The organism is Mesoterricola sp. MK458 (assembly GCF_055384935.1).
Genome location: NZ_AP045075.1, coordinates 326,899 through 346,378, shown reverse-complemented (window position 1 = coordinate 346,378; position 19,480 = coordinate 326,899). Strand labels below are relative to the sequence as shown.

20 protein-coding genes are annotated in these 19,480 nt (G+C 63.2%); 11 read left to right on the top strand and 9 right to left on the bottom strand.

The window, feature by feature from the left end:
• Positions 1-465 precede the first annotated feature (465 nt).
• Complete coding sequence (locus ACZ5LB_RS01530) at positions 466-837, bottom strand: hypothetical protein (protein ID WP_464604404.1); 372 nt, start codon at positions 835-837, stop codon at positions 466-468.
• A 465-nt stretch (positions 838-1,302) separates the two neighbouring features.
• Here ACZ5LB_RS01530 and ACZ5LB_RS01525 point away from each other — a divergent pair, with 465 nt between their 5' ends.
• Positions 1,303-1,542, top strand: coding sequence for a hypothetical protein (locus tag ACZ5LB_RS01525; protein WP_464604403.1), 240 nt, complete (start codon positions 1,303-1,305; stop codon positions 1,540-1,542).
• Between the two features lie 333 nt (positions 1,543-1,875).
• Here the strand turns inward: ACZ5LB_RS01525 and ACZ5LB_RS01520 are convergent, their stop codons facing one another.
• From ACZ5LB_RS01520 to ACZ5LB_RS01510, 3 genes are read right to left on the bottom strand one after another with little or no spacing between them, the layout of a single operon-like run.
• Positions 1,876-2,424 (bottom strand): hypothetical protein, encoded by a 549-nt coding sequence (locus ACZ5LB_RS01520; protein ID WP_464604402.1) that lies wholly within the window; start codon positions 2,422-2,424, stop codon positions 1,876-1,878.
• Entirely contained in the window at positions 2,424-2,603 is a 180-nt protein-coding gene (locus ACZ5LB_RS01515; protein ID WP_464604401.1) for a hypothetical protein, read from the bottom strand. The genes ACZ5LB_RS01520 and ACZ5LB_RS01515 overlap by 1 nt, the downstream gene beginning before the upstream one ends.
• Before the next feature lie 16 nt (positions 2,604-2,619).
• On the bottom strand, positions 2,620-4,656 hold the full coding sequence (locus ACZ5LB_RS01510; RefSeq protein WP_464604400.1) for a glycine-rich domain-containing protein: 2,037 nt from the start codon (positions 4,654-4,656) through the stop codon (positions 2,620-2,622).
• Positions 4,657-4,799: 143 nt separating this feature from the next.
• On the opposite strand from ACZ5LB_RS01510, the gene ACZ5LB_RS01505 reads away from it, so the two are divergent.
• The gene (locus tag ACZ5LB_RS01505; RefSeq protein WP_464604399.1) at positions 4,800-5,321 is read left to right on the top strand and encodes a hypothetical protein; all 522 of its coding nucleotides are present in this window, start codon (positions 4,800-4,802) and stop codon (positions 5,319-5,321) included.
• Between the two features lie 457 nt (positions 5,322-5,778).
• Here ACZ5LB_RS01505 and ACZ5LB_RS01500 read toward each other — a convergent pair whose 3' ends face one another.
• A complete protein-coding gene (locus ACZ5LB_RS01500) occupies positions 5,779-6,522 on the bottom strand; it encodes a DUF3800 domain-containing protein (protein WP_464604398.1) in 744 nt (247 codons plus the stop codon).
• 56 nt (positions 6,523-6,578) lie between these two features.
• On the bottom strand, positions 6,579-7,877 hold the full coding sequence (locus ACZ5LB_RS01495) for a tyrosine-type recombinase/integrase (protein WP_464604397.1): 1,299 nt from the start codon (positions 7,875-7,877) through the stop codon (positions 6,579-6,581).
• A 578-nt stretch (positions 7,878-8,455) separates the two neighbouring features.
• Here ACZ5LB_RS01495 and ACZ5LB_RS01490 point away from each other — a divergent pair.
• The 5 genes from ACZ5LB_RS01490 to ACZ5LB_RS01470 all read left to right on the top strand — a co-directional run bounded on the left by ACZ5LB_RS01490 (position 8,456) and on the right by ACZ5LB_RS01470 (position 13,003).
• Entirely contained in the window at positions 8,456-9,205 is a 750-nt protein-coding gene (locus ACZ5LB_RS01490) for a DUF6088 family protein (protein WP_464604396.1), read from the top strand.
• The gene (locus ACZ5LB_RS01485) at positions 9,202-10,164 is read left to right on the top strand and encodes a nucleotidyl transferase AbiEii/AbiGii toxin family protein (protein WP_464604395.1); all 963 of its coding nucleotides are present in this window, start codon (positions 9,202-9,204) and stop codon (positions 10,162-10,164) included. Before ACZ5LB_RS01490 ends, ACZ5LB_RS01485 begins: the two co-directional genes overlap by 4 nt.
• A gap of 316 nt (positions 10,165-10,480) precedes the next feature.
• On the top strand, positions 10,481-11,827 hold the full coding sequence (locus ACZ5LB_RS01480; protein ID WP_464604394.1) for an ATP-binding cassette domain-containing protein: 1,347 nt from the start codon (positions 10,481-10,483) through the stop codon (positions 11,825-11,827).
• A 262-nt stretch (positions 11,828-12,089) separates the two neighbouring features.
• Positions 12,090-12,524, top strand: coding sequence for a hypothetical protein (locus ACZ5LB_RS01475; RefSeq protein ID WP_464604393.1), 435 nt, complete (start codon positions 12,090-12,092; stop codon positions 12,522-12,524).
• A 113-nt stretch (positions 12,525-12,637) separates the two neighbouring features.
• Complete coding sequence (locus ACZ5LB_RS01470; protein WP_464604392.1) at positions 12,638-13,003, top strand: hypothetical protein; 366 nt, start codon at positions 12,638-12,640, stop codon at positions 13,001-13,003.
• Here the strand turns inward: ACZ5LB_RS01470 and ACZ5LB_RS01465 are convergent.
• The 3 genes from ACZ5LB_RS01465 to ACZ5LB_RS01455 all read right to left on the bottom strand — a co-directional run bounded on the left by ACZ5LB_RS01465 (position 12,923) and on the right by ACZ5LB_RS01455 (position 15,255).
• On the bottom strand, positions 12,923-13,345 hold the full coding sequence (locus ACZ5LB_RS01465) for a DinB family protein (protein WP_464604391.1): 423 nt from the start codon (positions 13,343-13,345) through the stop codon (positions 12,923-12,925). The two genes, ACZ5LB_RS01470 and ACZ5LB_RS01465, sit on opposite strands and share 81 nt — an antisense overlap.
• A 134-nt stretch (positions 13,346-13,479) precedes the next feature.
• On the bottom strand, positions 13,480-14,151 hold the full coding sequence (locus tag ACZ5LB_RS01460) for a class I SAM-dependent methyltransferase (protein WP_464604390.1): 672 nt from the start codon (positions 14,149-14,151) through the stop codon (positions 13,480-13,482).
• 258 nt (positions 14,152-14,409) lie between these two features.
• Positions 14,410-15,255: a hypothetical protein gene (locus tag ACZ5LB_RS01455; RefSeq protein ID WP_464604389.1), complete on the bottom strand. Its 846-nt coding sequence runs from the start codon at positions 15,253-15,255 to the stop codon at positions 14,410-14,412.
• A gap of 232 nt (positions 15,256-15,487) precedes the next feature.
• Between ACZ5LB_RS01455 and ACZ5LB_RS01450 the strand changes: the two genes are divergently transcribed.
• From ACZ5LB_RS01450 to ACZ5LB_RS01435, 4 genes are all read left to right on the top strand, one after another.
• A complete protein-coding gene (locus ACZ5LB_RS01450; RefSeq protein ID WP_464604388.1) occupies positions 15,488-17,047 on the top strand; it encodes a MutS-related protein in 1,560 nt (519 codons plus the stop codon).
• Position 17,048: 1 nt separating this feature from the next.
• Positions 17,049-17,234, top strand: coding sequence for a hypothetical protein (locus ACZ5LB_RS01445; RefSeq protein ID WP_464604387.1), 186 nt, complete (start codon positions 17,049-17,051; stop codon positions 17,232-17,234).
• A 187-nt stretch (positions 17,235-17,421) separates the two neighbouring features.
• Positions 17,422-18,231, top strand: coding sequence for an acyl-CoA desaturase (locus tag ACZ5LB_RS01440; protein ID WP_464604386.1), 810 nt, complete (start codon positions 17,422-17,424; stop codon positions 18,229-18,231).
• Positions 18,228-19,460, top strand: a complete 1,233-nt coding sequence (locus ACZ5LB_RS01435) for an NAD(P)/FAD-dependent oxidoreductase (RefSeq protein ID WP_464604385.1) — start codon at positions 18,228-18,230, stop codon at positions 19,458-19,460. Before ACZ5LB_RS01440 ends, ACZ5LB_RS01435 begins: the two co-directional genes overlap by 4 nt.
• The last annotated feature ends 20 nt before the right edge of the window (positions 19,461-19,480 follow it).

Genomic DNA, 19,480 nt, shown 5'->3' with positions numbered 1-19,480 from the left:
AGGCTAGCCAGAAAGCTCTGGCAAGGGAGGTCTGGTGGCGCACACCAGCCGGCAGCTGCAGCCGGTTGCTTCGGTTTCGGAGAGTCGGATAGGTCTTCGCTTGTCCCATGCATTCTTGGGTGCCGCAACCGTGTCCGCCGTGTCCGCGACGTGTCCGAAAGTTGCCTGCGCATAGGCGAAAACAGGAACGGCCGGCCTTCGACAAATGCCTTGAAAACATTGAACCGCGCCAAACAGAAGAACACGAAATATGCCCTAAAATTACGCTTTTAACCGCTTTGACACGGTAGGGGTCGGTGGTTCGATTCCACTCGCGCCAACCAAAAACAAAGCACTTAGGCCCGCTTCGGCGGGCTTTTTTGTGCCCCGACTCAATAGCGGCTCAAAACCCGTTACCGGAATCATGCGGAATCCAATGGGCACCATCTGGACATCGTTCGCTTCCGGACAATTTTGACCAGCGGGTTATGCGGGAAGCTCCACCTCCACCCCCATATCATCCCCCATCCGCTCCGCGCTGACTCGGGCTTCCTCATAGATGGTCCAAGCGGCGAGGGCTCCGTGGGCATCCTGATCCCTCACCAGGAGCCCATGCAGAGACAGGGCGAGGTGTGACCCACGCTCCGCAATGGCCAGGATCGCGTGAGCCAGGGTCCCGTCTATGCTCTCGGCCCCGTCAAGATTGTCCGCCGCCGTGGAGGCTTCCAGGAACAGAACCCAGGCAATCCGCCCAAGATCCCGCTTGTGGGCCTCCATGAGGGCATTGTAGAGCCCCAGGGCGCACTCCGAGGCTCGGGTTGCGGAAGTAAAAATCAGGCTGGCATGAGACTTGAACACAAATAACTCCTGGCTGTGCGCATGGGACACAAGGCGTGTCAGTGCATGGCGGGGTTTGAAATGCCGGGAGTATCGCATAGTGGCATTTTTTTGATTACTGCAACAATCCAATGCAATACATGACAACCACCCTGGATTCAATTCTGGCTGAAGACCTTTAGCGCAATTCTCCGGATGAACGGGTTTTCCGCCCGCTGAACGGTCGAAAACAAGGGTTGAACGGTAAGTGCTTTAGCGTATGGCTACAAAACGAGTCGTCTTTGAAAATGAATCATGTCGCGCCCTTTGAATACAACCCGCCTCCAGGCTGTCCTCTCGGCAGCTCGGCAGGCGATGGAAGAGGGCAGACCTATTGTTCCTGCGGATCTCGCACGGGTTACCGGCATACGGCGTGACTGGATTTCGCGCACCCTGGGCAAGGGGCGGGTCATCGGACAGGAGGTCGGGACCCAGGCGCTAGACGAGATGCTCCACACGCTGGAGTCCACGTTTGAGCCCGGGGACATCGCCGCGATGCTGGCCCAATCGGTCCACGTGGCTCCGCACTGGGACCCTGACCAGGAGAAATGCCTGCGCATCGCCCTGGAGCGGTCCCTGGATTCGTGGTGGTTGGCGGCTGCGCTCTGTGCCGTGCTGCTAGAGGGGGCGCAGCGGAGAACGAGCCCCGACGATCTCCTGCCCATCCTGCGCCGCATCGCATCCTAGCCGCATCATATTGGCCCGTGCGATCACCTGGGCTTCGTGGCCCCAGGCACGAACCAACTCCATCGCGGCGAGGATCAATTCCGCTGACTTCACCTGGCCCTGGCACCCCTCGCGTGTTTCCCAGTGGGCAACCTGCCGCCTGGCGTGCTCAATGGCACGGGTGAAGTCGCCGCTATTGAGCCGGGCTTTCATGCCCAGGCTGGACGTTGCCGAGGGTCCAGCGTGGCCTCATAATCGCGGGTTCGTTGTTCACCCTCTGCGATGGCGCGTTCCATCGCTTCCTGGGCCGGCGCTTTGGGATTTGGGACTGGCACTTCCTTTGTCTTGCCCACCTTAGAACCTCATGAGTTGACATGCCGTTCCGAGTCCATGGGTGCGGTAGTCGTCGGGGAGGATGTAGAAGGAATCCCTGGGGTTCAATTTCCAGCCCAGCCACACCCCCCAGGAGCGGCACTGCCACAGGAACCCCACATACCCGCCCTGCCATGCGAGGAACCACCCTGGGACACCGTTGGGGGGAACACAGGCCGCATTCCCGATCCACTTCACGCTGGGAGAGGGGAGCGTGGACACGAGGGGCCAGAATCGCATGTTGCAGATTGGATTCCGCAGGAACCAGCCGTAGGCGGAGCCGTTCTGATAGGCCCACCATTCCGGCAGGAGCCCGTCTTCACGGTTCCCGAATAGTTCGTCCAGCCAGGGCCACTGGAACCCATAGACGAACTGACGACGGTTGATGTTGGATTCCTTGAGCCGCTTCGGAGCCCACCGCAGGAGCGGCCACATGAACACCACCCCCAGGAAGTAGAGCGGGAGGAAGACGAACACCTCCACGATGAGCCACGTCAGGAGCCCCCATAGGGCCATTACCGCGGGGCGCATTAGACCGGCTCTGTTGGGATCGGCGCTGCGGTCAGGAGCACGTTGATCTGGTCATTGACGGATTGCAGTTCCGTGCGCGTGGTGTCCGTCTGCGCGGCGAGATCACGCTGCATGTCCTCCTGGACAGAGAGTCGGGCCTGGAGGGTGGCGCGTAGATTGGCGAGGGTCTGAAGGTCCATGATGGACTCCGAGAAACTACCAGGAGAGGGTGGCTGATCCCGGCGCTCCCGCCGTGCCAGCCGTTGCAATTGATCCACTGACGGTCCAGGTCCCGCCCTGCCCGCCATACTGCCCGTTCCCTGCGTATCCGCCACCGCCGCCACCGGCCCGTCCAGAGGTAGAGGTGAGGTTGATGGGACCACCGCCCACGCCGTTAGCACCGCCACCGGGTGCGGGATTGCTACCCGACACGCCGACGACACCGCCGCCACCCCCGCCACCGCCAGGGACGCTCCAGACCCCGCTGAAGGACTGGACCGCCGCAGGCTGAATCACACCCGAGGTTGCCACAACGGAACCCGTAGCCGCGACGCCACCCGGGGAACCGAGGCCCGTTGCGCCTCCGATACCCGTTGAGGTTCCGCCCAGCCCGCCCGAGAACGAGATCGTGGTAAACCCGGAGTCAGGACCCGAGAGATACGCCATCGTCGTGGCTCCGCCTGCTCCTCCGGTCCCACCAATCGCGCCTGCGGTTCCACCCGCACCCACGGTGATGCGATAGGTCGTTCCAGGCACGACGGTAACCGGCTGTCGCCTCCCGTCACCCGCTGCGCCACCGCCCCCGCCCTGCCCGCTGCTGGCACCTCCACCACCGCCGCACCCGCCAAACCCTTCCAGGGTGACTCGCGTGATGCCTGCAGGGATGGTGATGTCCATCGTTCCGGCGGTCGTGCGGGTGTTCACGTTCCCGATGACCTTGTTGACGATGGTCGCCACCTTTTGGCCGCCGAAATTGGCCGATCCTTCCAGTTCCAGGTGGCAGTTGGCATCCGTCGTCCCGTCAATGAACGTCGTGGTAAAGGGGGTGCCGCTCAACTTGAACCCCGTCGGGGCATTGCCCGTGCTTCCGGCTACGTAGTAGGGATCTTTGATGGTTCCGACAATCGCCAGGACGGCGGCGAGTTTCTGCGCGGTGATGGCCCCGTCCACGATGAGGTTGGCATCGGCCATGCGGCGGAAATAGAGTGCATCGAAATAACAATCGCTGGGGGAACCGTTAGCATTGACCTTGATGGATGCCTGGACGTATGCAGCCCCGCTAGGCGCGGTCCCTGCAACGGAACTTTTCTGATACGCAGAGCCAGAGAATACGGCATTCCCGATGCACGAAAGCAGTGGGGAAAGACTCGCATCCATGAATGTGAACAATGCGACAGTAGTCCCATTGCCTCCGATGGCCTTTGTCATCGCCTCGAAATAAAATGAATCTCCAGGCGCACAAGGGATAGGGATGGTCACGTTTGTCTGCTTTGTAGTGCTCGAATATGCGTATCTGACCCACGATCCGCTAAAGGCATTCACCGCATCCTGACCAATCCAATTCCCCTCGGGATTCATCCCCGCAGCGGAGGACCCCATTTCGCTACCTGGATTCGGGACCAGGTTGTCAAAATTGGCCACGGTTAGCTGGGCCGCAAGGATCTGCCCGAATATCCCGATGGCCGCCTGCGTGATCTCGCCCCATGCGGTCCCGGAGGCGTTCACCTGGAACTTGCGGTTGTCCGTGGTCTGCGCGAGGTAGCCCGCCGGATAGGTCCCGCTCGGGAGGGTTGGGAGCGCACTGGAGGCCCAGGCGACCTGATGCAGTTGGCTCTTGAGGATGGCATCCAACGCCTTGGTCGCGGCATCCGTGGCCGCTGCGGAGATGGCCGCGGATTGGGCGGCGTTGGCCTTGTTCGTGGCATCGGTGGAGGCGTTGGCCAGGATCTTGGCATTGATCGCACCCTGCAACGCGGTGCGGGTGCTGGCGATGGTGGACCACCAACCCGCGAGGGCCGCGACGATGCCGATTGAGGTGAACGTGGTTCCATCGGGCCATGTGGAGGCCCAATTGGAGGGCGCACCGGCAGCGATGAGGCCCGACGAGAGGGCGGCTACCGCGTTGTCGTAGGCGGTGGCGCTCACGGAGTAGGTGCTGGCTTGTGAATCCAGTTGGGTCTTGGTCTGGGCTTCGTCGTTCCATTTCTGGATCAGAAAGGCTTTCTCCAGGTCGGAAAGCGTGTTGTTGCTCACGACATTGGCGACCGTGACCGATCCATAGGCGGCAGGGGAACTGCCCCCGGGGTGAACCGGAATGCCTGGACCTGGAACGGCGCATGGTCGAGTGGAGTCGCAGCCACCTGCCCCGGGGTGCGGATTCCCAGGTGGGACGAGTGATGGACCGATTCGCCCTGGTGGCCGTGGCGGGCGAACTTGCGACCGCCTGGGGGGTGGCTCCCTGGCAACCAGGCAACGCCTCCTGGGCGTCGGAGGTCTGCATGCGAAGCTGGCTTGCCCATCGAGGCGGCATAGGCGCCGGGGAACATGAACGCGGGCTTGCGGCCGTGCTCGGGTTCATCGAACGCCACGGTTCCTCCCGGTTCGCCGACTGGGACAACCAGGGCGAGCGGGTCGCAAATTGTGCAGGGTTTCGGCGCCGGGATGGCCAGGACCGCCTGGATTTCCTTTTCCATACCGAGGGGTGGAAGGACGCCTGTGAAGGCCATGGCCCCAAGGAGGTGGCCCGGGCCTGCGCGGAATTGGGGTTGCTTGAGGCAGTGGCCGAATCGGGCAAACTGCGGTTCCAGAAAAACGTCAAAGTTCCGGGCCGGGGTACTGAACGGTTCTACATCATCACCGGCCGAGGCATCGAACTCCTTCGTCAGCGCCAGGCCGAAGCGCTTGAAGGCGAGGCTTGAGGCCGAGACCTTCCCATGAGGTTCCCTCGTTCCCACTTGATGCACCCCCCTGGGAACCCATAATCACCTTCGCGGTGAACACGATTCCCTCGGTTCCCCCAGTTCCACGCCTGAAGGAAGAGATTCCCCCCAAGCCAGGCCATGAGGATTGTGATCTGGCTGGGCCGCGGTAATCTTCTCTCCACAGTTCAGTGCCGCAGGTCGGCTCGATAGGGTTCGCCCCGCTGAACATCATCATCGGGGTGTGGCGCGCGCCGCACCCCGACACTGTTTTGCCTTCGACGTCATTCAATGCGAGAGAAGAAGCGGACAAGCATCCATGGCGGGGAAATGTTCTGGCCCTCAGGCACCCTGAGTCTTGAAAAAGAGCCTCCCTCGCCCCAAAATGATGTCAAGTGGGTCGGGCAGACTCGACCGGCGCTGGGCCTTGGCGGGAACGCCAAGGCCCTTCGACTGTTCAGGGGAAAACCTTCAAGCCCCAACCCTGATACGACGAGGAGGCCTTGGGCCGGAACAGTTTGGGCTCGATGATCGTCCATGCGCGGTTGGGCCGCCCTGGGGGGTCCAGGATCATTCTCCCGATCGGCCGGGCAACCAGGTCCGCCAATTGCAATCCGCTCGAGTTGGTCTTCTTGTCGGCGAATACGATATCGAACGGCAGGCGATGTTCGAGGCCGTTCTTGCCATCGCAGATCCTCCGAAACTCCAGTTCGAGTTCCCGATCCTCCGCGGCCCCCCGGCATTCCACGACCACATGGGTCTTCGAATCGAGCTGGTCCTTTTCCGCGAGGAAGCGGTGGAGCCGCTCAAGGGCGAAACCCATGGCCTGGTGGTAGACGTGCTCATGCCTGGATTCGCTCCTCCGAACCTCGTCCTTCTTGATCGCGGTGGCGATGACCGTGAAGGGCGCAGCCGTGATGATGCCAGATAGGTCCTGCTGGAAAGCCTCTCGGAGATTCGGATCCCTAAGGAGCGAGAACGCGCCGTGCTGTTTCCGGATTTCCGCTTCGTGGAGGACGATGCAGTCGTGCCCGAAGTGTCGGAACTTGAAGTCCAGGAGGCTGGGCACCACCCTGCGGAGGAATTCCTCCTTGAGGAAGACGCAGAAGGAGAGCACGAACAGCGGGAACTGAGGGTTCACACTCTCAAGACTGTGGTCGCCGCTCTCGTCCACATAGGCGATGTATTTGCTGAAAGCCATAGTTAAAGAAATCCAAAAAAAGGAATTGGAAAGGTTGGCTCAAAAATATTCAGTGGTCATTCATGCTTCTTCGGTGTGCCTCCTCGTTGAGGCGGAGCCTGCGGCTCGAATAGCCCGAGCCTGGGGCTCAGCTTCTCGATGGATGCCGCGAGCGCCTGGCGCGCGATGTGGCCATAGTGCCGTTCGCACATCCGGGTATCGGCGTGGCCCAGTTGCTTGGCCACGAACATCAGAGGAACGCCAGCATTGATCAGTCCGGATGCGTAGGTATGGCGCAGTTCGTGGAAGGTCACCACCGCAATGCCCGCGGCCTTGACGGCCTTTTCCATGGCGAAGACCTGGTCATAGTCCGTCCAGCCGTTGGGGTCATGGAGCAGCTTGAGGCGTTTGGTCCTGGTGACCGCCGTGCGCCGCCACATCAATTCGTCCTGGTTCCGGCCCTTGGTGAACGCCTTGAACCAGGCGACGGCCTCCTTCGAAAGCGACACGGACCGGCTCACGGCGTCTCCCTTGCCTTTCCCCCACTGGATGAAGAGCGTCTTGTGGGTGGGGTCGAAGTCACGGACCAGGACCTTGCAGAGCTCCCCGTAGCGGCCGCCGGTGTACAGGGCGCCCATCACCAGGGAGCGAAGGTCGGGTTCGCAGGCCGTCACCAGCTTGCGTTGTTCATCGACGGTCAAGAAACGGACCCGCTGGGAAGTGGTCCGCTGGAAGGGCTTGACCTCGCGCCAGGGCATCGCGCCCAACACCCGGCACTGGGCTGCGGCGAAGTTGAGGGCGGCCTTCAGGTTGGTGAGGATCCGATTGGCGGTGTCGCGCCGGCCCCGGAGTTCATCCTTGGTCGGGATCGGTGGTGGCTCTGGATCCTCGTCCTCCGCCACCTTCCGATTGCTCCGCCGCGGCGCAGTGGAGAGGGCTTCATGCCAGGTCTCGATTCGCTTGCGGGTGAGCTTGGCCACGGGCAGTTCGCCCAGGGCGGGAAGGATGTGCACCTTCGCGGTCTGGTCCATGATCTTGAGACCTTTGACGCCGCGGCGGCGGGCATCGGCGAGGTAGTCGGTCCATGCATCGGCGACGGAATAGGGGCCGGCTGGGAACACCTCTCCGCCCCGCTCCAGTTCCAACCTGTGCACCTCCTCCCGGAACCATTCCTCGGCCTTCTTCTGGGCCTGGGCGTAACTCAAAATGCGGATGCCGTCGGCCTCGGTGTAGTCGTCGGCGTCGCCGATGCGCAGCTGCTTGTCGACCTTCTCCCCTTTGTCCTTCCACCGCGCGAGCCAGGCTCCTGCCTGTTCGGACCGGGGCCGCCGGTAGGCCAGGTAGAACCCCGCCGCCAGCGGGGTCTGATGACGCAAGCCAGCCTCCAATTTCAGGCGGTTGGTGCGGTTGTCGAGGATCGCGGATTTCTTCGTTCTGCCCATGCCGTTCCTGCTTGCGGCACGTGTCCCTCACGTGTCCAAAACATGTTCCCGGATGGGCTCGGACGGCTCAATACCGAATTCGTATTAATATCTTTATTTTCAATACATACGCACATTGTAAGTGCTGCAAAGTCGTGGAGAAACACCCCATGCCGGCTTTGACACGGTAGGGGTCGGTGGTTCGATTCCACTTGCGCCAATCAGCAAACAGAAAAAACAGGCCACTTCTGAGTGGCCTGTTTCTTTGTCTGGTGGTTTAAAAGCCTCCGTGTCCGCGACAATTCCAAAGGCCTCAGCCCCGTAGGATGATCCGATTCGCCTTTAGATCATGGCAGCGGTGTATGTGACGGCCGTCCGTCGCCGTTTCCTGGAAGAGGCCATCCAGGAAACCCGGTGCGTTTCCTCCACAGCAATGGACCAGCCTGGCGTAGGTGAAGCTCTCGTTTGTAACCGATTGTCGTGTTTTTTTGATAAAAAACTTGACATGCCTGACCTGCAAGCGAAACTGGGGCATGGCCGATCATGCCCCAACTCCCCAGGTCCCCCACGGGGCCAGCGCCTGCATCCGAGAACGGATCGAGTCAGGCGGTGAGCGTTTGTGGCGGATGGAAGACTTCAAGGACCTGCCCTTCGCCGCCGTCGCGCAGGCCTTGTCGCGCCTCACCCGGGAGGGTCTGATCGAACGGCTGAGCAAAGGCATCTATTACCGCCCGCGGCCCACCGCCCTGGGCGAGAGCCGACCCCAGCCCACCAAACTCCAGCAACTTGCAGCCGCCAAAGGACCGGTATTCCCTGCCGGGCTCGCGGCGGCCAACCTCCTCGGGTTTTCGACCCAGTCGGCTGGAAGGGCCGAGGTGGCCACCAGCAAGGGCAGCCTGCCACGCAAATTGTTAGGAAGGGGTGCGGTGGTCCATACCCGCAGGCCCGAGGCCTGGGCCCGTCTCTCGGAACGTGAGGCGGCCTTGTTGGATTTCCTTCGCAACGGCGGGAAGCATTCCGAACTCCCCCCCGCCAAGACGTGTGAGAAGGTGCTATTCCTCCTGAATGAACCCGGACGATTCGAAAAGCTCTTTGAAGTGGCCACCTCTGAGCCTCCCCGCATCCGCGCACTGCTGGGTGCACTCGGGGAGCGCCTTGGCAAATCCACGGAAATGCTCAACCTCTTACGAGATTCCCTGAACCCCTATTCCAGATACGATTTCGGCCTGCTGAGCGTTTTGCCCAATGCCAAGGCATGGCAGGCCAAGGAGCAACATTCATGAGACTTTGCCAGCATCCTGATTTCGACCAGGCCATCCTCCAGGCTGTAGACCATTTCCGCGATCGTGGCCTGCGGCCGGCCCTCATCGAGAAAGACTACTACGTCACCGAGGCCTTGCGGATCGTTGCCTCTACGCAGGTGGACGGTTTGATCTTCAAGGGCGGGACCAGCCTTTCCAAGGGCTGGAACCTCATCCAGAGGTTCTCCGAGGACATCGACCTGTTCCTGGATCCGGAGGCTTTCCAGCCCCCCCTGGGCACCCGAGCCATCGACCGGAAATTGAAGCGCCTGCGGGATGCCATCGCCGGGCATCCAGCGCTGACGCTGGAGCCGGGCGAAGGCCAGACCATCGGCGGCTTCGGCCGCAGCGACCGTTTCTCCTATCACCAGCGCTTTGGTGGCATCGGTGATGTGGCGAATCGAGTCCTGATCGAGGCCGGCACGGCCAGTGGCCGCCAACCGACCGAGACGGTGGAACTGGGATCCCTGGTCGGGGAATTTCTCGAAGTCAAAGGCGCGACCCTCGGCGCGACCGACGAGGGGCGGTTCCCCATGCGCCTGCTTCACTTCCGGCGGACCTTCGTCGAGAAGATGTTCGCGATCCACAGCAAAATCGAACTGTTCAAGCGTGATCGCCGCCCCCTGGGAACGTATGCCCGCCATTACTACGACCTCTACCAACTGGGCGGACGCGAGGAAGTCGTGGCCATGCTCAGGGATGCCGAGTATGGCGAGATCAAGGCGGACTACGACCAGATCAGCAGGGCACACTTCCCGCGCAGCTACTTCGCCCCGGAGGGAATGCGATTCGCCGCCAGCGACGCTTTGTTTCCTACGACAGCTTTGGCATCGATGATCCGCTCAGAATTTGAATCGCAGTGCCGACTGCTTTGCTATGGCCAGCCGCCGACCTGGGACCAGGTGCAGGGCCGGTTCGAGCAGCTCAAGGATCTCCTGTAAGCGCTGGTCGCTCCTGGGGTGAGTGTTGGCTCGGTGCTGGTATGTTCCCATCGTAAAAGGTCAAGGTTGCGGGGGATCGTCAGTTCCGATTCGCATTTCCCCCGAGTTCATGGCAGACTCTCCTGCTGGACCCGGAGGCCGAAGGCTGCGGGATCCCGGAGGAGCGAAATGATCAAGTAGGACCTGGAACCGGAACGTCGCCCACTGAATCGTTTCAGCCGTGGATGGTCCGGGAGGTTCCAGGCGGGGCCGCTCTGTTCGCACCGTCCCAGGACGGCACTGCCCCCAGGATCCGACCGCCATCGGAAAGGTCCTTGTGCATCTCTCTTTCTCGAATGTCTCCTACGCCTATGACGGCGTCCCCGAACCCGCCGTCCAGGGCCTGACCTTCACCCTTCGCCCAGGATGGACCGGGGTGGTCGGCGCCAACGGGAGCGGCAAGACGACCGTACTTCGCCTGGCCGCTGGCCTTCTGGGGCCGACCGCCGGCCACGCCTCCCTCCGGGGGATGAGCGTCCACTGCCCCCAGCGCACGGACGATCCCCCCGATGGCCTGGAAGCCTTCCTGGACGATCCCGGTTCCAGGGCTTGCCAATTGCGGCAGATCCTTGGCTTGGCCGCGGACTGGCCCCGGCGGTGGGGAACCCTCAGCCACGGGGAGCGAAAGCGCGCCCAGGTGGGCGCCGCCCTGTACCTCGCCCCGGAGGTGCTGGGAATGGATGAGCCCACCAACCACCTGGACCGGGAGACCCGGGATCGGGTGCTGCGGGCCTTGGAGTCCTTCCGCGGGATCGGTCTCCTCGTGAGCCACGACCGGGACCTGCTGGACCACCTGTGCGCACAGTGCCTCTTCCTACACGGAGGCGAAGGCGTGATGCGTCCCGGAGGCTACGGGGAGGGTTCCCGGGAGGAAGTCAAGGAACGCACCGCGCAGGTTCGGGCCCGGGACAAGGCCAGCCGGGAGGTGAAAAAGCTTCACCGGGAGCTGGATCAACGCCGGGAGCAGACCGCCAAGGGCGAACGGCAGCGGTCCAAGCGCGGCCTGGCCAAGGGCGACCGGGACGGGAAGGCCAAGGTGGACGCGGCCCGTTGCACAGACAGCGGCAGCGGCCAGCGCCTACGCCAGCTTGAAGGCCGGATGCGCCAGGCCCTGGAGCGTGAATCCGGCCTGAATGTGGCCCGGGACTTCACGCTAGGGCTGGGCATTGCGGGCCAGCGTTCCCCCCGGGACCTCCTCCTGGCCATCCCATCCGGAACCCTGGCGCTGGGCGGAGGGCGCCAACTGGAGGTGCCGGCCCTGGTGGTGCGCCCCGAGGACCGGATCGGCCTGGAAGGCCCCAATGGCACCGGCAAGAGCACCCTGGTCCGGCGGGTGGTGGAGGAGCTGCTTCGCACCGGGGTGCGGGTCTACGCCAATGGGGAAATGAAACCGCGCTGGACCGACACCTGCTATGTGCTATCCGGGCGGTCCCTGATCAAAGAACTGCCCAAGGAGGAAAGGTCGGATCGGGCCATCCAACTCCGGGCCTCCCTCCAGAAAGCAATCCTGAAAATCCTTACGGACCTTGAGGAGATACCGGGTTTTCCCGCTGGCACGCGGAAGCGTTTGAGCGGCGATGGCACCCTCAAGGAAATGATCAGGGCCGATGCCACGCATGGGTAGGTCTCAGGGCTGGGGCCAGCGGCCACCTCGCCTTGGACGTGGATGGGACTCCCCTGGACAACTCGCAGTCGAAGCAGGAGGGGATCGGCTACAGCTCCGCGTGAACGGTCAGTCACCCGCACGGATTCCGGTAATATAAGACATGGGTTAACTCTGTCCCGGATGATTTGTGGGGTCAAAGTTAAAGGTTTTCCTTTGCTGTAATTACAAATGATTCGGGTAATCAATTCTCCAAATAACACATCAATAACTGGTGAAGGCCATGAGAACTCTAAAGACCTCATTTTCAAAGCCCTCTGTATTGATTATGGGGATGATGTCGCTACTACCATGTGTATTTTACGGTCAAACAAACGAAAAGCCGATGGCGCTAAGTACTATTGCCTTGTTGGCAAATCCAGAAGCCTACCACGGAAAATTGGTGAGGGTTGTTGGCTTTATTAGCATTGAAAAGGAAGGCACAGCAATTTATTTTCACAAAGAGGACAGGGCTTTTTCGATTCGAAAAAATGCCTTCGCATTGCACTTGAGAAAGGAGGACTATGCGAATGCCATTAAGATAAATGACAAGTATGCCCTCGTTGATGGTGTTTTTGATGTAAACACAGGTCATATGGGACTATATTCTGGATCGATTCATTCTGTAATTCGTGTATCCCCTATGGGGAATCCGAATCGGATGAAAAGTCGCGACTAGAAACGAATGGCTGAAGGTTATTTCTGTTTTGAGTTTATATCATGCTAATCAGAGATGCTGCCATCTCGTCTCGATGGTGCGGTGGGCTCGCCCGTAACGATTGAAGCTCCTGGGTGTCCTTCCGGCGTTTCTGTCTGAAAGCAATTTGGTCGGCTTCCGAATTGGGCTGGGACATCATCACCCTGGACCCGATGGTTTGCCAGCGCGAGATTACCCTCGGAACCAACGCCAAGAAGGCCAACTACGTCCTGGCCGTCAATGGCAACCAACCCAGCCTCCTCAAGGCGATCCTGGGAGGCTTCCAGAAGCTCGACGCCGATCCGGAAAGCATGACCCACTTCACCAGCGGTTCCACGGAACGCCACCACAGCCGCATGGAGGCTCACAAGCCCTGCGGATTACCGGGCCTGGGCCAGGAGCCGCCGAAGGTAGTTGGCCTGTCCCAGGTGGTAGGCCAGGTGGATGGTGAGACGAAGTAGAAAAACCTCGGTGGTGAAACGCCTGCCATCCTTCGTGAAGGGAAACTCCTTCTGGAGAGCTTCGTCCGTGAGCGTTGGCAGAGCCGCCTCCACGACCTGGCGGGCCCGGTCCAGTTCGCGAATGACCTCCTGCCGGGTCCCGGATCGCCGGTTGAACTCCTCCTCCCGGTTCCTCTGGTACCCCGTGCCACCCAGCATGCCGCCCACGAAGAACTGCAGGTTGCCTGCAACATGCAGGGCCAGGTTGCCTGCGGAGTTGGCAACACCCTGGGGGGCCAGCCAGAGTCCGGCGTCGTCGGGAAATGCCTCGACTTCCCGGGCGAATGCCGCAAGGTCTTTCACGAGTCGCGATTGAACATGCTCGATCACTGGATTCATATGAGGGCTATCCAAGGAAGGTGGTACATGAACAAACCATCCGCATTGTCGCATCAAGCCAGGACAACCGTCCTGAAAAGGCCGATGCAGCTCCTTTGTCAGGCGTAGGCCACCCACCCCCGAAACGCGAAGCCCACATAGAAAAGACTGACGCGGCTGAACCCGGCGTCACGCATCATCCGCTCGTCCTCCTCGGGCGACAGGATCGGCAGTCGCTCGGAGATCATGGCCTTCCCTTTCTCCGCCTGGGACGCATCGACCCCGGAGGCTGCCGCAAAGGCGGCATACCGCGTCAGCCACAGGTCCCGCTCAGCCGCCCCGTTCGGAATGCTGAAATGGGCTGCCACAAAGGGTGCGCCGGGTTTCAAGCGACGCCGGACCTCCTTGAGCGTGCGCAACCTCTCCGTCCCTTCAACGAAATGGAGGGTCAAAATGGAGGTCGCCCCGTCGAAAGGTCCTTCCGGCGCACAGTCGATGAGCCCATGGTGAAGTCGAACCCGCGGACCCGGTGAACCAATGGTTCCCATCGCTAGATCCAGCATTTCCCGGGAGGGATCGACGCCGTCAAACCCCCAGCCGGGCTGCGCTTCGGCAAAGGCCTTGATCTCAAGTCCACCCCCGGCGCCAAGCACCAGGATCCGGGCGTCGACAGGCGCCCTCTCCGCGAGAAGCACCATGGCCATCCGATGCAACCCCGCGAAGCCGGGCACCAGACGCGGAGGGCCCTCGGCATAGCGTTCAACGGCATTGCGGTCGGAGAAGGCGTCCATGGCAAGACCTTATCACAGGGGAAGGAAGCAGCCGCGGGCACGGCCATGCTCAGGCCTAGCCTCGGTTTGATGGCAAAATACCAGGTTCTCAATGAAGAAGACTCGGTTGGGGAAGGCCCCTTCCCGGGTCACCCGCTGGACTTTTTCGTCCAGGGAAGGGGATGGGGCTCGGCCAAGGAACTTTGCCTGGGCCAGGGGGCATATGGGCGAGCGGTCGTGAAACGGCAGGGACGCTGCCTGGGGTGGGGATGTTCCTGGTCACGAGGTTTCCGCCAGGATCCAGCGGGCCTCTCCCGCTGGCTCAATGACCCATCGGCGGGTGGCGAGGCGGCGCAGGAATCGGGCGTCGTGGCTCACCATCACCATCGCCGCGGGAAAGTCGGCCAGCGCCTCTTCCAGGCATTCCACGGCTGCCACGTCCAGGTGGTTGGTCGGCTCATCCAGGACCAGGATGTGGGGAGGCGCGGGGTGGGAGGCCAGGAGCAGCTTGCGCAGCTCCCCAGGGCTCGGTTCGGCGCTCTGGAGCAGGCGCGAGGGGTCCGAACCCAGGCGGCGCAGGAGGGCCATGGCCCGGCCGAGCTGGTCCGGGGGAAGATCCAGGACGTTCTTCAGGATCCTCCGAGCGTCCGCCGCGGTGGTCTCCTGGGGCAGGTAGGCGAGCCGGTCTTCGAGGACCGCGGGCGCCGAGAAGGAACCGAACAGGGCGCTCCCCCCGATCCAGAAGGCGCTTTCTTCGAGCAGTTCGTATCCGCCATGGCCCACGGCCAGACGGGTATTGTGGACCAGCAGACCCGTGCCCACCCCCCAGGCCACGCCGGAGGCAATGCCGTAGACGATGTACTTGGTGCGGATCTCACCCAGGTCGGTCACCACGAGTTCCAGGCGGTAGGGTGCATCCGGCGTGACCGCGATTCCGCACGCCGTGGCTTCCGTCTTGAACGCGGATTCCAGCCACCGGCCATGGCCATCCAGGGCCTTGCGCCTGACCTCGGGCGTGTTGTCCACCGCGGGCCCCGTCTTCGTCAGGCGCTTGAGCTGTCGGCTGTGATCCTCGACCGCCACGGAGGTCAAGGCGATGGAAGGGCCGCCTTCGATGGGTTTCAATCGGGTCAGGGGGGACTTGCAGGCGAGGACAAGTAGAAGCAAGCAGAGAGGGATCAATCGATGCATCGTGCGCTTTCATCACAAGAACCGGATCCAACACGGTCTCGTACTGGGGACGGTTCGCCAAGCGCAATGGAGGGAGCCACAAGCGGGGTACCCCAGCGCCATCGAACAGCAGGCAGAATTGTCCAGGGGAACCCCGATTTCCGGCATGGTAGCCTACGAAGATCCCATGACAACCCCACCCACCGATGCCCCGCCCGAACGCGACCTGGACCTAGTGCAGCTCTATCATGTGGCTCTGGGGGACCCGCCAGGCACCGTGGACGAGGCCACCTGGCAGGACCTGGCCATGGACGAGGTCTTCCAGAAGATGGATCACACGGCCAGCTGGGCCGGGAGCCAGGTCCTCTACCGGTGGATGCGGGTGCTTGAACCTGAGGATCGGATCCTGGAGGGCCGGTCCCGGACTGCCGCGATCCTGGGGGGGCACCCGCTGTGGATGAAGCAGGCCAGGGCGGCCCTGAAGCCCCTTGGGGAACCCGGCAGCGCCTTCCTGGCACCCTTCCTTATCGTCGGGCTCCCGGATCAGCTCCCGCGCCCCTGGCTCTACCTCCTCTGCGCCCTGCTCCCCCTGCCCTGCTTCCTGGGGACGACCCAGGTTCCCTGGCTGTTCCTTCCCGGGCTCGCGTTTCTTTGCTTGAACATTCTCGTCAACGAACTCATGGGCCCGAAACTGGCCCCGTACTATCCGGCCTTCTCCAGGATCCACGCCCTGATCAAGGCGGGCGAATCGGTCGCGGCCCTGGGGGACGCGCCTCCCCTTCCGGAAATCGATCAACTGCGCCAATGCCGCCCGGCCATGGCACGGGTCAAGGCGCGCCTGAGCACGCTGTCCGTGGATCGCAGCCAGCTGTCGGAACTGGCCGCGGCGTTCTTCGGCTACCTGAACATGCTGTTCCTCATGGACATCATCTGCTTCCTCCGGGCGGTGCCGGCCCTGCGCCGGAACCGGGAGGAACTGCGGCTCCTCCTGGAAGCCCTGGGGGCCCTGGATGCGACCATGGGCCTGGTTCGCTACCTTGATGAGGTTCCTGGGGGCCATGCCGTTCCTGAATTCACGGCCAACCGGGATCTGGACATCGCGGGCGCCTGTCACCCCCTTCTTACCCGCCCGGTGCCCAATGATCTGACCCTCCAGGACCGGTCCTGCCTCATCACCGGTTCGAACATGGCCGGCAAGACCACCTTCATCAAGACCCTCGGGATCAACATCCTGCTCGGGCAGACCCTTCACTTCTGCCTGGCCCGCCGGGCGCGCCTTCCACGCCTGATGGTGCAATCCTCGATTCGGCGCAGTGACCACCTGGAGGCAGGCCAGAGCTACTACCTGGCCGAAGTGGACCGGCTGCGGCAGTTCGTCGCCGCCGGACCGGACGATCCGCCGCAGGTGCTGCTCATCGACGAGATCTTCCGGGGCACCAATACCCTGGAGCGCCTTGCGGCCGCCACCGCAGTCCTTGGGGATCTCCAGAAACGCCACCTGGTGGTGGTCACCACCCATGACCTTGAATTGGGCGATGCCCTCGCGGGCCGTTTCGACCTCTACCATTTCTCCGAACAGGTCGTTGATGGGACCTTCGGGTTCGATTTCAAGCTCCGCCCCGGGCCCGTCTATTCGCGCAATGCCATCCGCCTCCTGGAACTCCGCGGGTTCCCCGCAGCCATTACGGAGGAGGCGCGCAGCCTCATCAACGCGGGGCGATTTGGGATGGGCAGCAAGGTGCCATAGGGTGGCGGGCCTTGAAGGCCGTCATGTCCCCGTCATCGAGGCATTTCGAAATGAAAAGACTATCGCCGAGGCGCCGAAGCCGCCGAGGATCGCCGAAAAAGATCTTCTTTTTTCATCGGCGATCCTCGGCGTCTTCGGCGCCTTGGCGATAGGCCCTTCGATGGAGTTTGCAGGATTCACTGGGTAACAGGTCGGCAGCAGCAGACCTCAGGCATCTTGGGTTTGCCTACGGCTACCGGCACGAGGCCCACTTCTTTCTCAAGATCCGCCCGGCCTTCCCCGGAGTTCCGTGAAGAAACAAAATTTCTGTTCCCGTGGTTCTCCGGGCAATCCAAGCGCCGAGTACCGGCGTTGGGGTTGAATCGGAGGTGTACGTGGACCAGGGAGCCCAGAGCCAAGGTGCGGCGAGGCCCGCCTATCCCCTCACGTCCGCCTCGGTCACCTTCGGCCTCATCCACCTGGCGGCCCTGGGGACCCTGGCGTTCCCCTTCCGCCCCGCCCTGGCCTGGATGGCCCTTGCCCTCTACCTCATCCGCATGTTCGGGGTCACAGCGGGCTACCACCGCTACTTCAGCCACCGTTCGTACCGCCTGGGCCGGATCCCCCAGTTCCTCATGGCCTGCCTGGCCCAGGCGTCGGGGCAGAAAGGGGTGCTCTGGTGGGCGGCCCATCACCGCAACCATCACCGCACCTCCGACACGCCCCTGGACATCCACAGCCCCGTGCAGGCGTCCTTCTGGTGGAGCCACGTGGGCTGGATCCTGTCGAACCGCCATGACCGCACGAACCTCGCCAGGGTCCGGGATCTGGCGCGGTACCCGGAGCTTCGGTGGCTGGACCGCCATCACGGGGTCCCCGCCCTGACCCTGGCGCTGGGCGCCGCGGCCTGGGGCGGCCCGGCCGGACTGGCCTGGTGGGCCCTCTCCACCGTGGTCCTCTACCACGCCACGTTCTCCATCAACAGCCTGGCCCACCTCTGGGGCACCCGGCGCTTCGCGACTCCCGACCGCAGCCGAAACAACGCCCTCCTGGCCCTCCTCACCCTGGGGGAGGGCTGGCACAACAACCATCACGCCTTCCCCGGCGCGTGCTCGCCACGGCTGCGCTGGTGGGAGGCGGACCCCACCCAGGCCGGGCTCCAGGCCCTCCGGGTGCTCGGGGTCGTCCGGGACCTGCGGCCATGAAGGTCGCGGTCATCGGCGCCGGCATCTCGGGCCTGGGGGCCGCGCGCGCCCTGGCGCTGGGGGGCGCCGAGGTGCATGTCTTCGAGAAGGCGGCGCGCCTGGGCGGCCACACCCGCACCGAGGTGCTGCCGGACGGCACGGCGGTGGACACCGGCTTCATCGTGCACAACCGCCAGAACTATCCCAGGTTCGTCAAGCTGATGGAGGAGCTGGGCGTTCCCACCTGCCCTTCGGACATGAGCTTCGCCTTCGCCGGGCCCGAACTCTCCTGGTGCAGCCGCGGCCTGAATGGCCTTCTCGCGGAGCGCTCCAACGCCTTCCGTCCGCGCTACTGGCGCCTCTGGGCCGAAGTGGTCCGGTTCAACGCCTGGGGCAACGCCCTGGCCCTGGATTCCGCGGCCGTGGAGGTGCCCCTGGGCAAGGCCCTGGACGCGGCGGGGTTCGGCAGGGACTTCCGGCAGGCCTACCTGTATCCCATGGCCGGAGCCGTGTGGTCCACCCCGCCCGAAGCCATGGAACAGTTCCCGGCCCTGGCCCTCCTGCGGTTCTTCCGCAACCACGGCATGCTGGGCTTGGCCACCCAGCGGAAATGGCGGACCATCCCCGGCGGCACCTCCGGGTACCTCCATCCGCTGACGCTGCCCTTCGCACAGCGCATACGCACGGGCGCCTCCGTGCGGGGGGTGTGGGGGGACGGCGCCGGTGCGGAGGTGCTGGTGGAGGGGGAGGGGCGTCTGCGCTTCGACGCGGTTCTGCTGGCCTGCCACGGCGACCAGGCCCTGGCGCTGCTGGAAGGCCCGGATGACCTGGAACGGGAGGTGCTGGGCGCCTTCCGCCCCAACCCGAGCCCCGTCTGGCTGCACACCGACGCCTCCCTCCTGCCGCCCCGGAGGCGGGCCTGGGCCAGCTGGAACTTCCGAAGGGTCCCCGGGAGCCCCCTCCTCGTGACCTACCACATGAACCGCCTCCAGCCCCTGGTGGGCCGGAGGGACCTCTTCGTGACCCTCCACGGCGGGGGGCGCCTGGACGAGGCCCAGGTCCTCGCGAGGTACGACGACGAGCACCCGCGCTTTGACCTGGCCGCCATCAAGGCCCAGGCCCGGTGGCAGGAGGTGGACGGGAGGCGGAGCCTGCATTTCGCCGGCGCCTACTGGGCCAACGGCTTCCACGAGGATGGCCTCGCCAGCGGCCTGCGGGCGGCGGACGCCATCCTCGGGAGGCGCCCCTGAGCGCCGCGGCCGTTCTGCCG

Bases quoted from the DNA above. Each gene is read 5' to 3' on its own strand.
- ACZ5LB_RS01515 (WP_464604401.1), bottom strand. From the start codon at position 2,603: ATGGACCTTCAGACCCTCGCCAATCTACGCGCCACCCTCCAGGCCCGA.
- ACZ5LB_RS01505 (WP_464604399.1), top strand. From the start codon at position 4,800: ATGGACCGATTCGCCCTGGTGGCCGTGGCGGGCGAACTTGCGACCGCC.
- ACZ5LB_RS01450 (WP_464604388.1), top strand. From the start codon at position 15,488: ATGACAACCCCACCCACCGATGCCCCGCCCGAACGCGACCTGGACCTA.
- ACZ5LB_RS01435 (WP_464604385.1), top strand. From the start codon at position 18,228: ATGAAGGTCGCGGTCATCGGCGCCGGCATCTCGGGCCTGGGGGCCGCG.
- ACZ5LB_RS01500 (WP_464604398.1), bottom strand. From the start codon at position 6,522: ATGGCTTTCAGCAAATACATCGCCTATGTGGACGAGAGCGGCGACCAC.
- ACZ5LB_RS01475 (WP_464604393.1), top strand. From the start codon at position 12,090: ATGAGAACTCTAAAGACCTCATTTTCAAAGCCCTCTGTATTGATTATG.
- ACZ5LB_RS01490 (WP_464604396.1), top strand. From the start codon at position 8,456: ATGGCCGATCATGCCCCAACTCCCCAGGTCCCCCACGGGGCCAGCGCC.
- ACZ5LB_RS01460 (WP_464604390.1), bottom strand. From the start codon at position 14,151: ATGGACGCCTTCTCCGACCGCAATGCCGTTGAACGCTATGCCGAGGGC.
- ACZ5LB_RS01525 (WP_464604403.1), top strand. From the start codon at position 1,303: ATGCTCCACACGCTGGAGTCCACGTTTGAGCCCGGGGACATCGCCGCG.
- ACZ5LB_RS01520 (WP_464604402.1), bottom strand. From the start codon at position 2,424: ATGCGCCCCGCGGTAATGGCCCTATGGGGGCTCCTGACGTGGCTCATC.
- ACZ5LB_RS01485 (WP_464604395.1), top strand. From the start codon at position 9,202: ATGAGACTTTGCCAGCATCCTGATTTCGACCAGGCCATCCTCCAGGCT.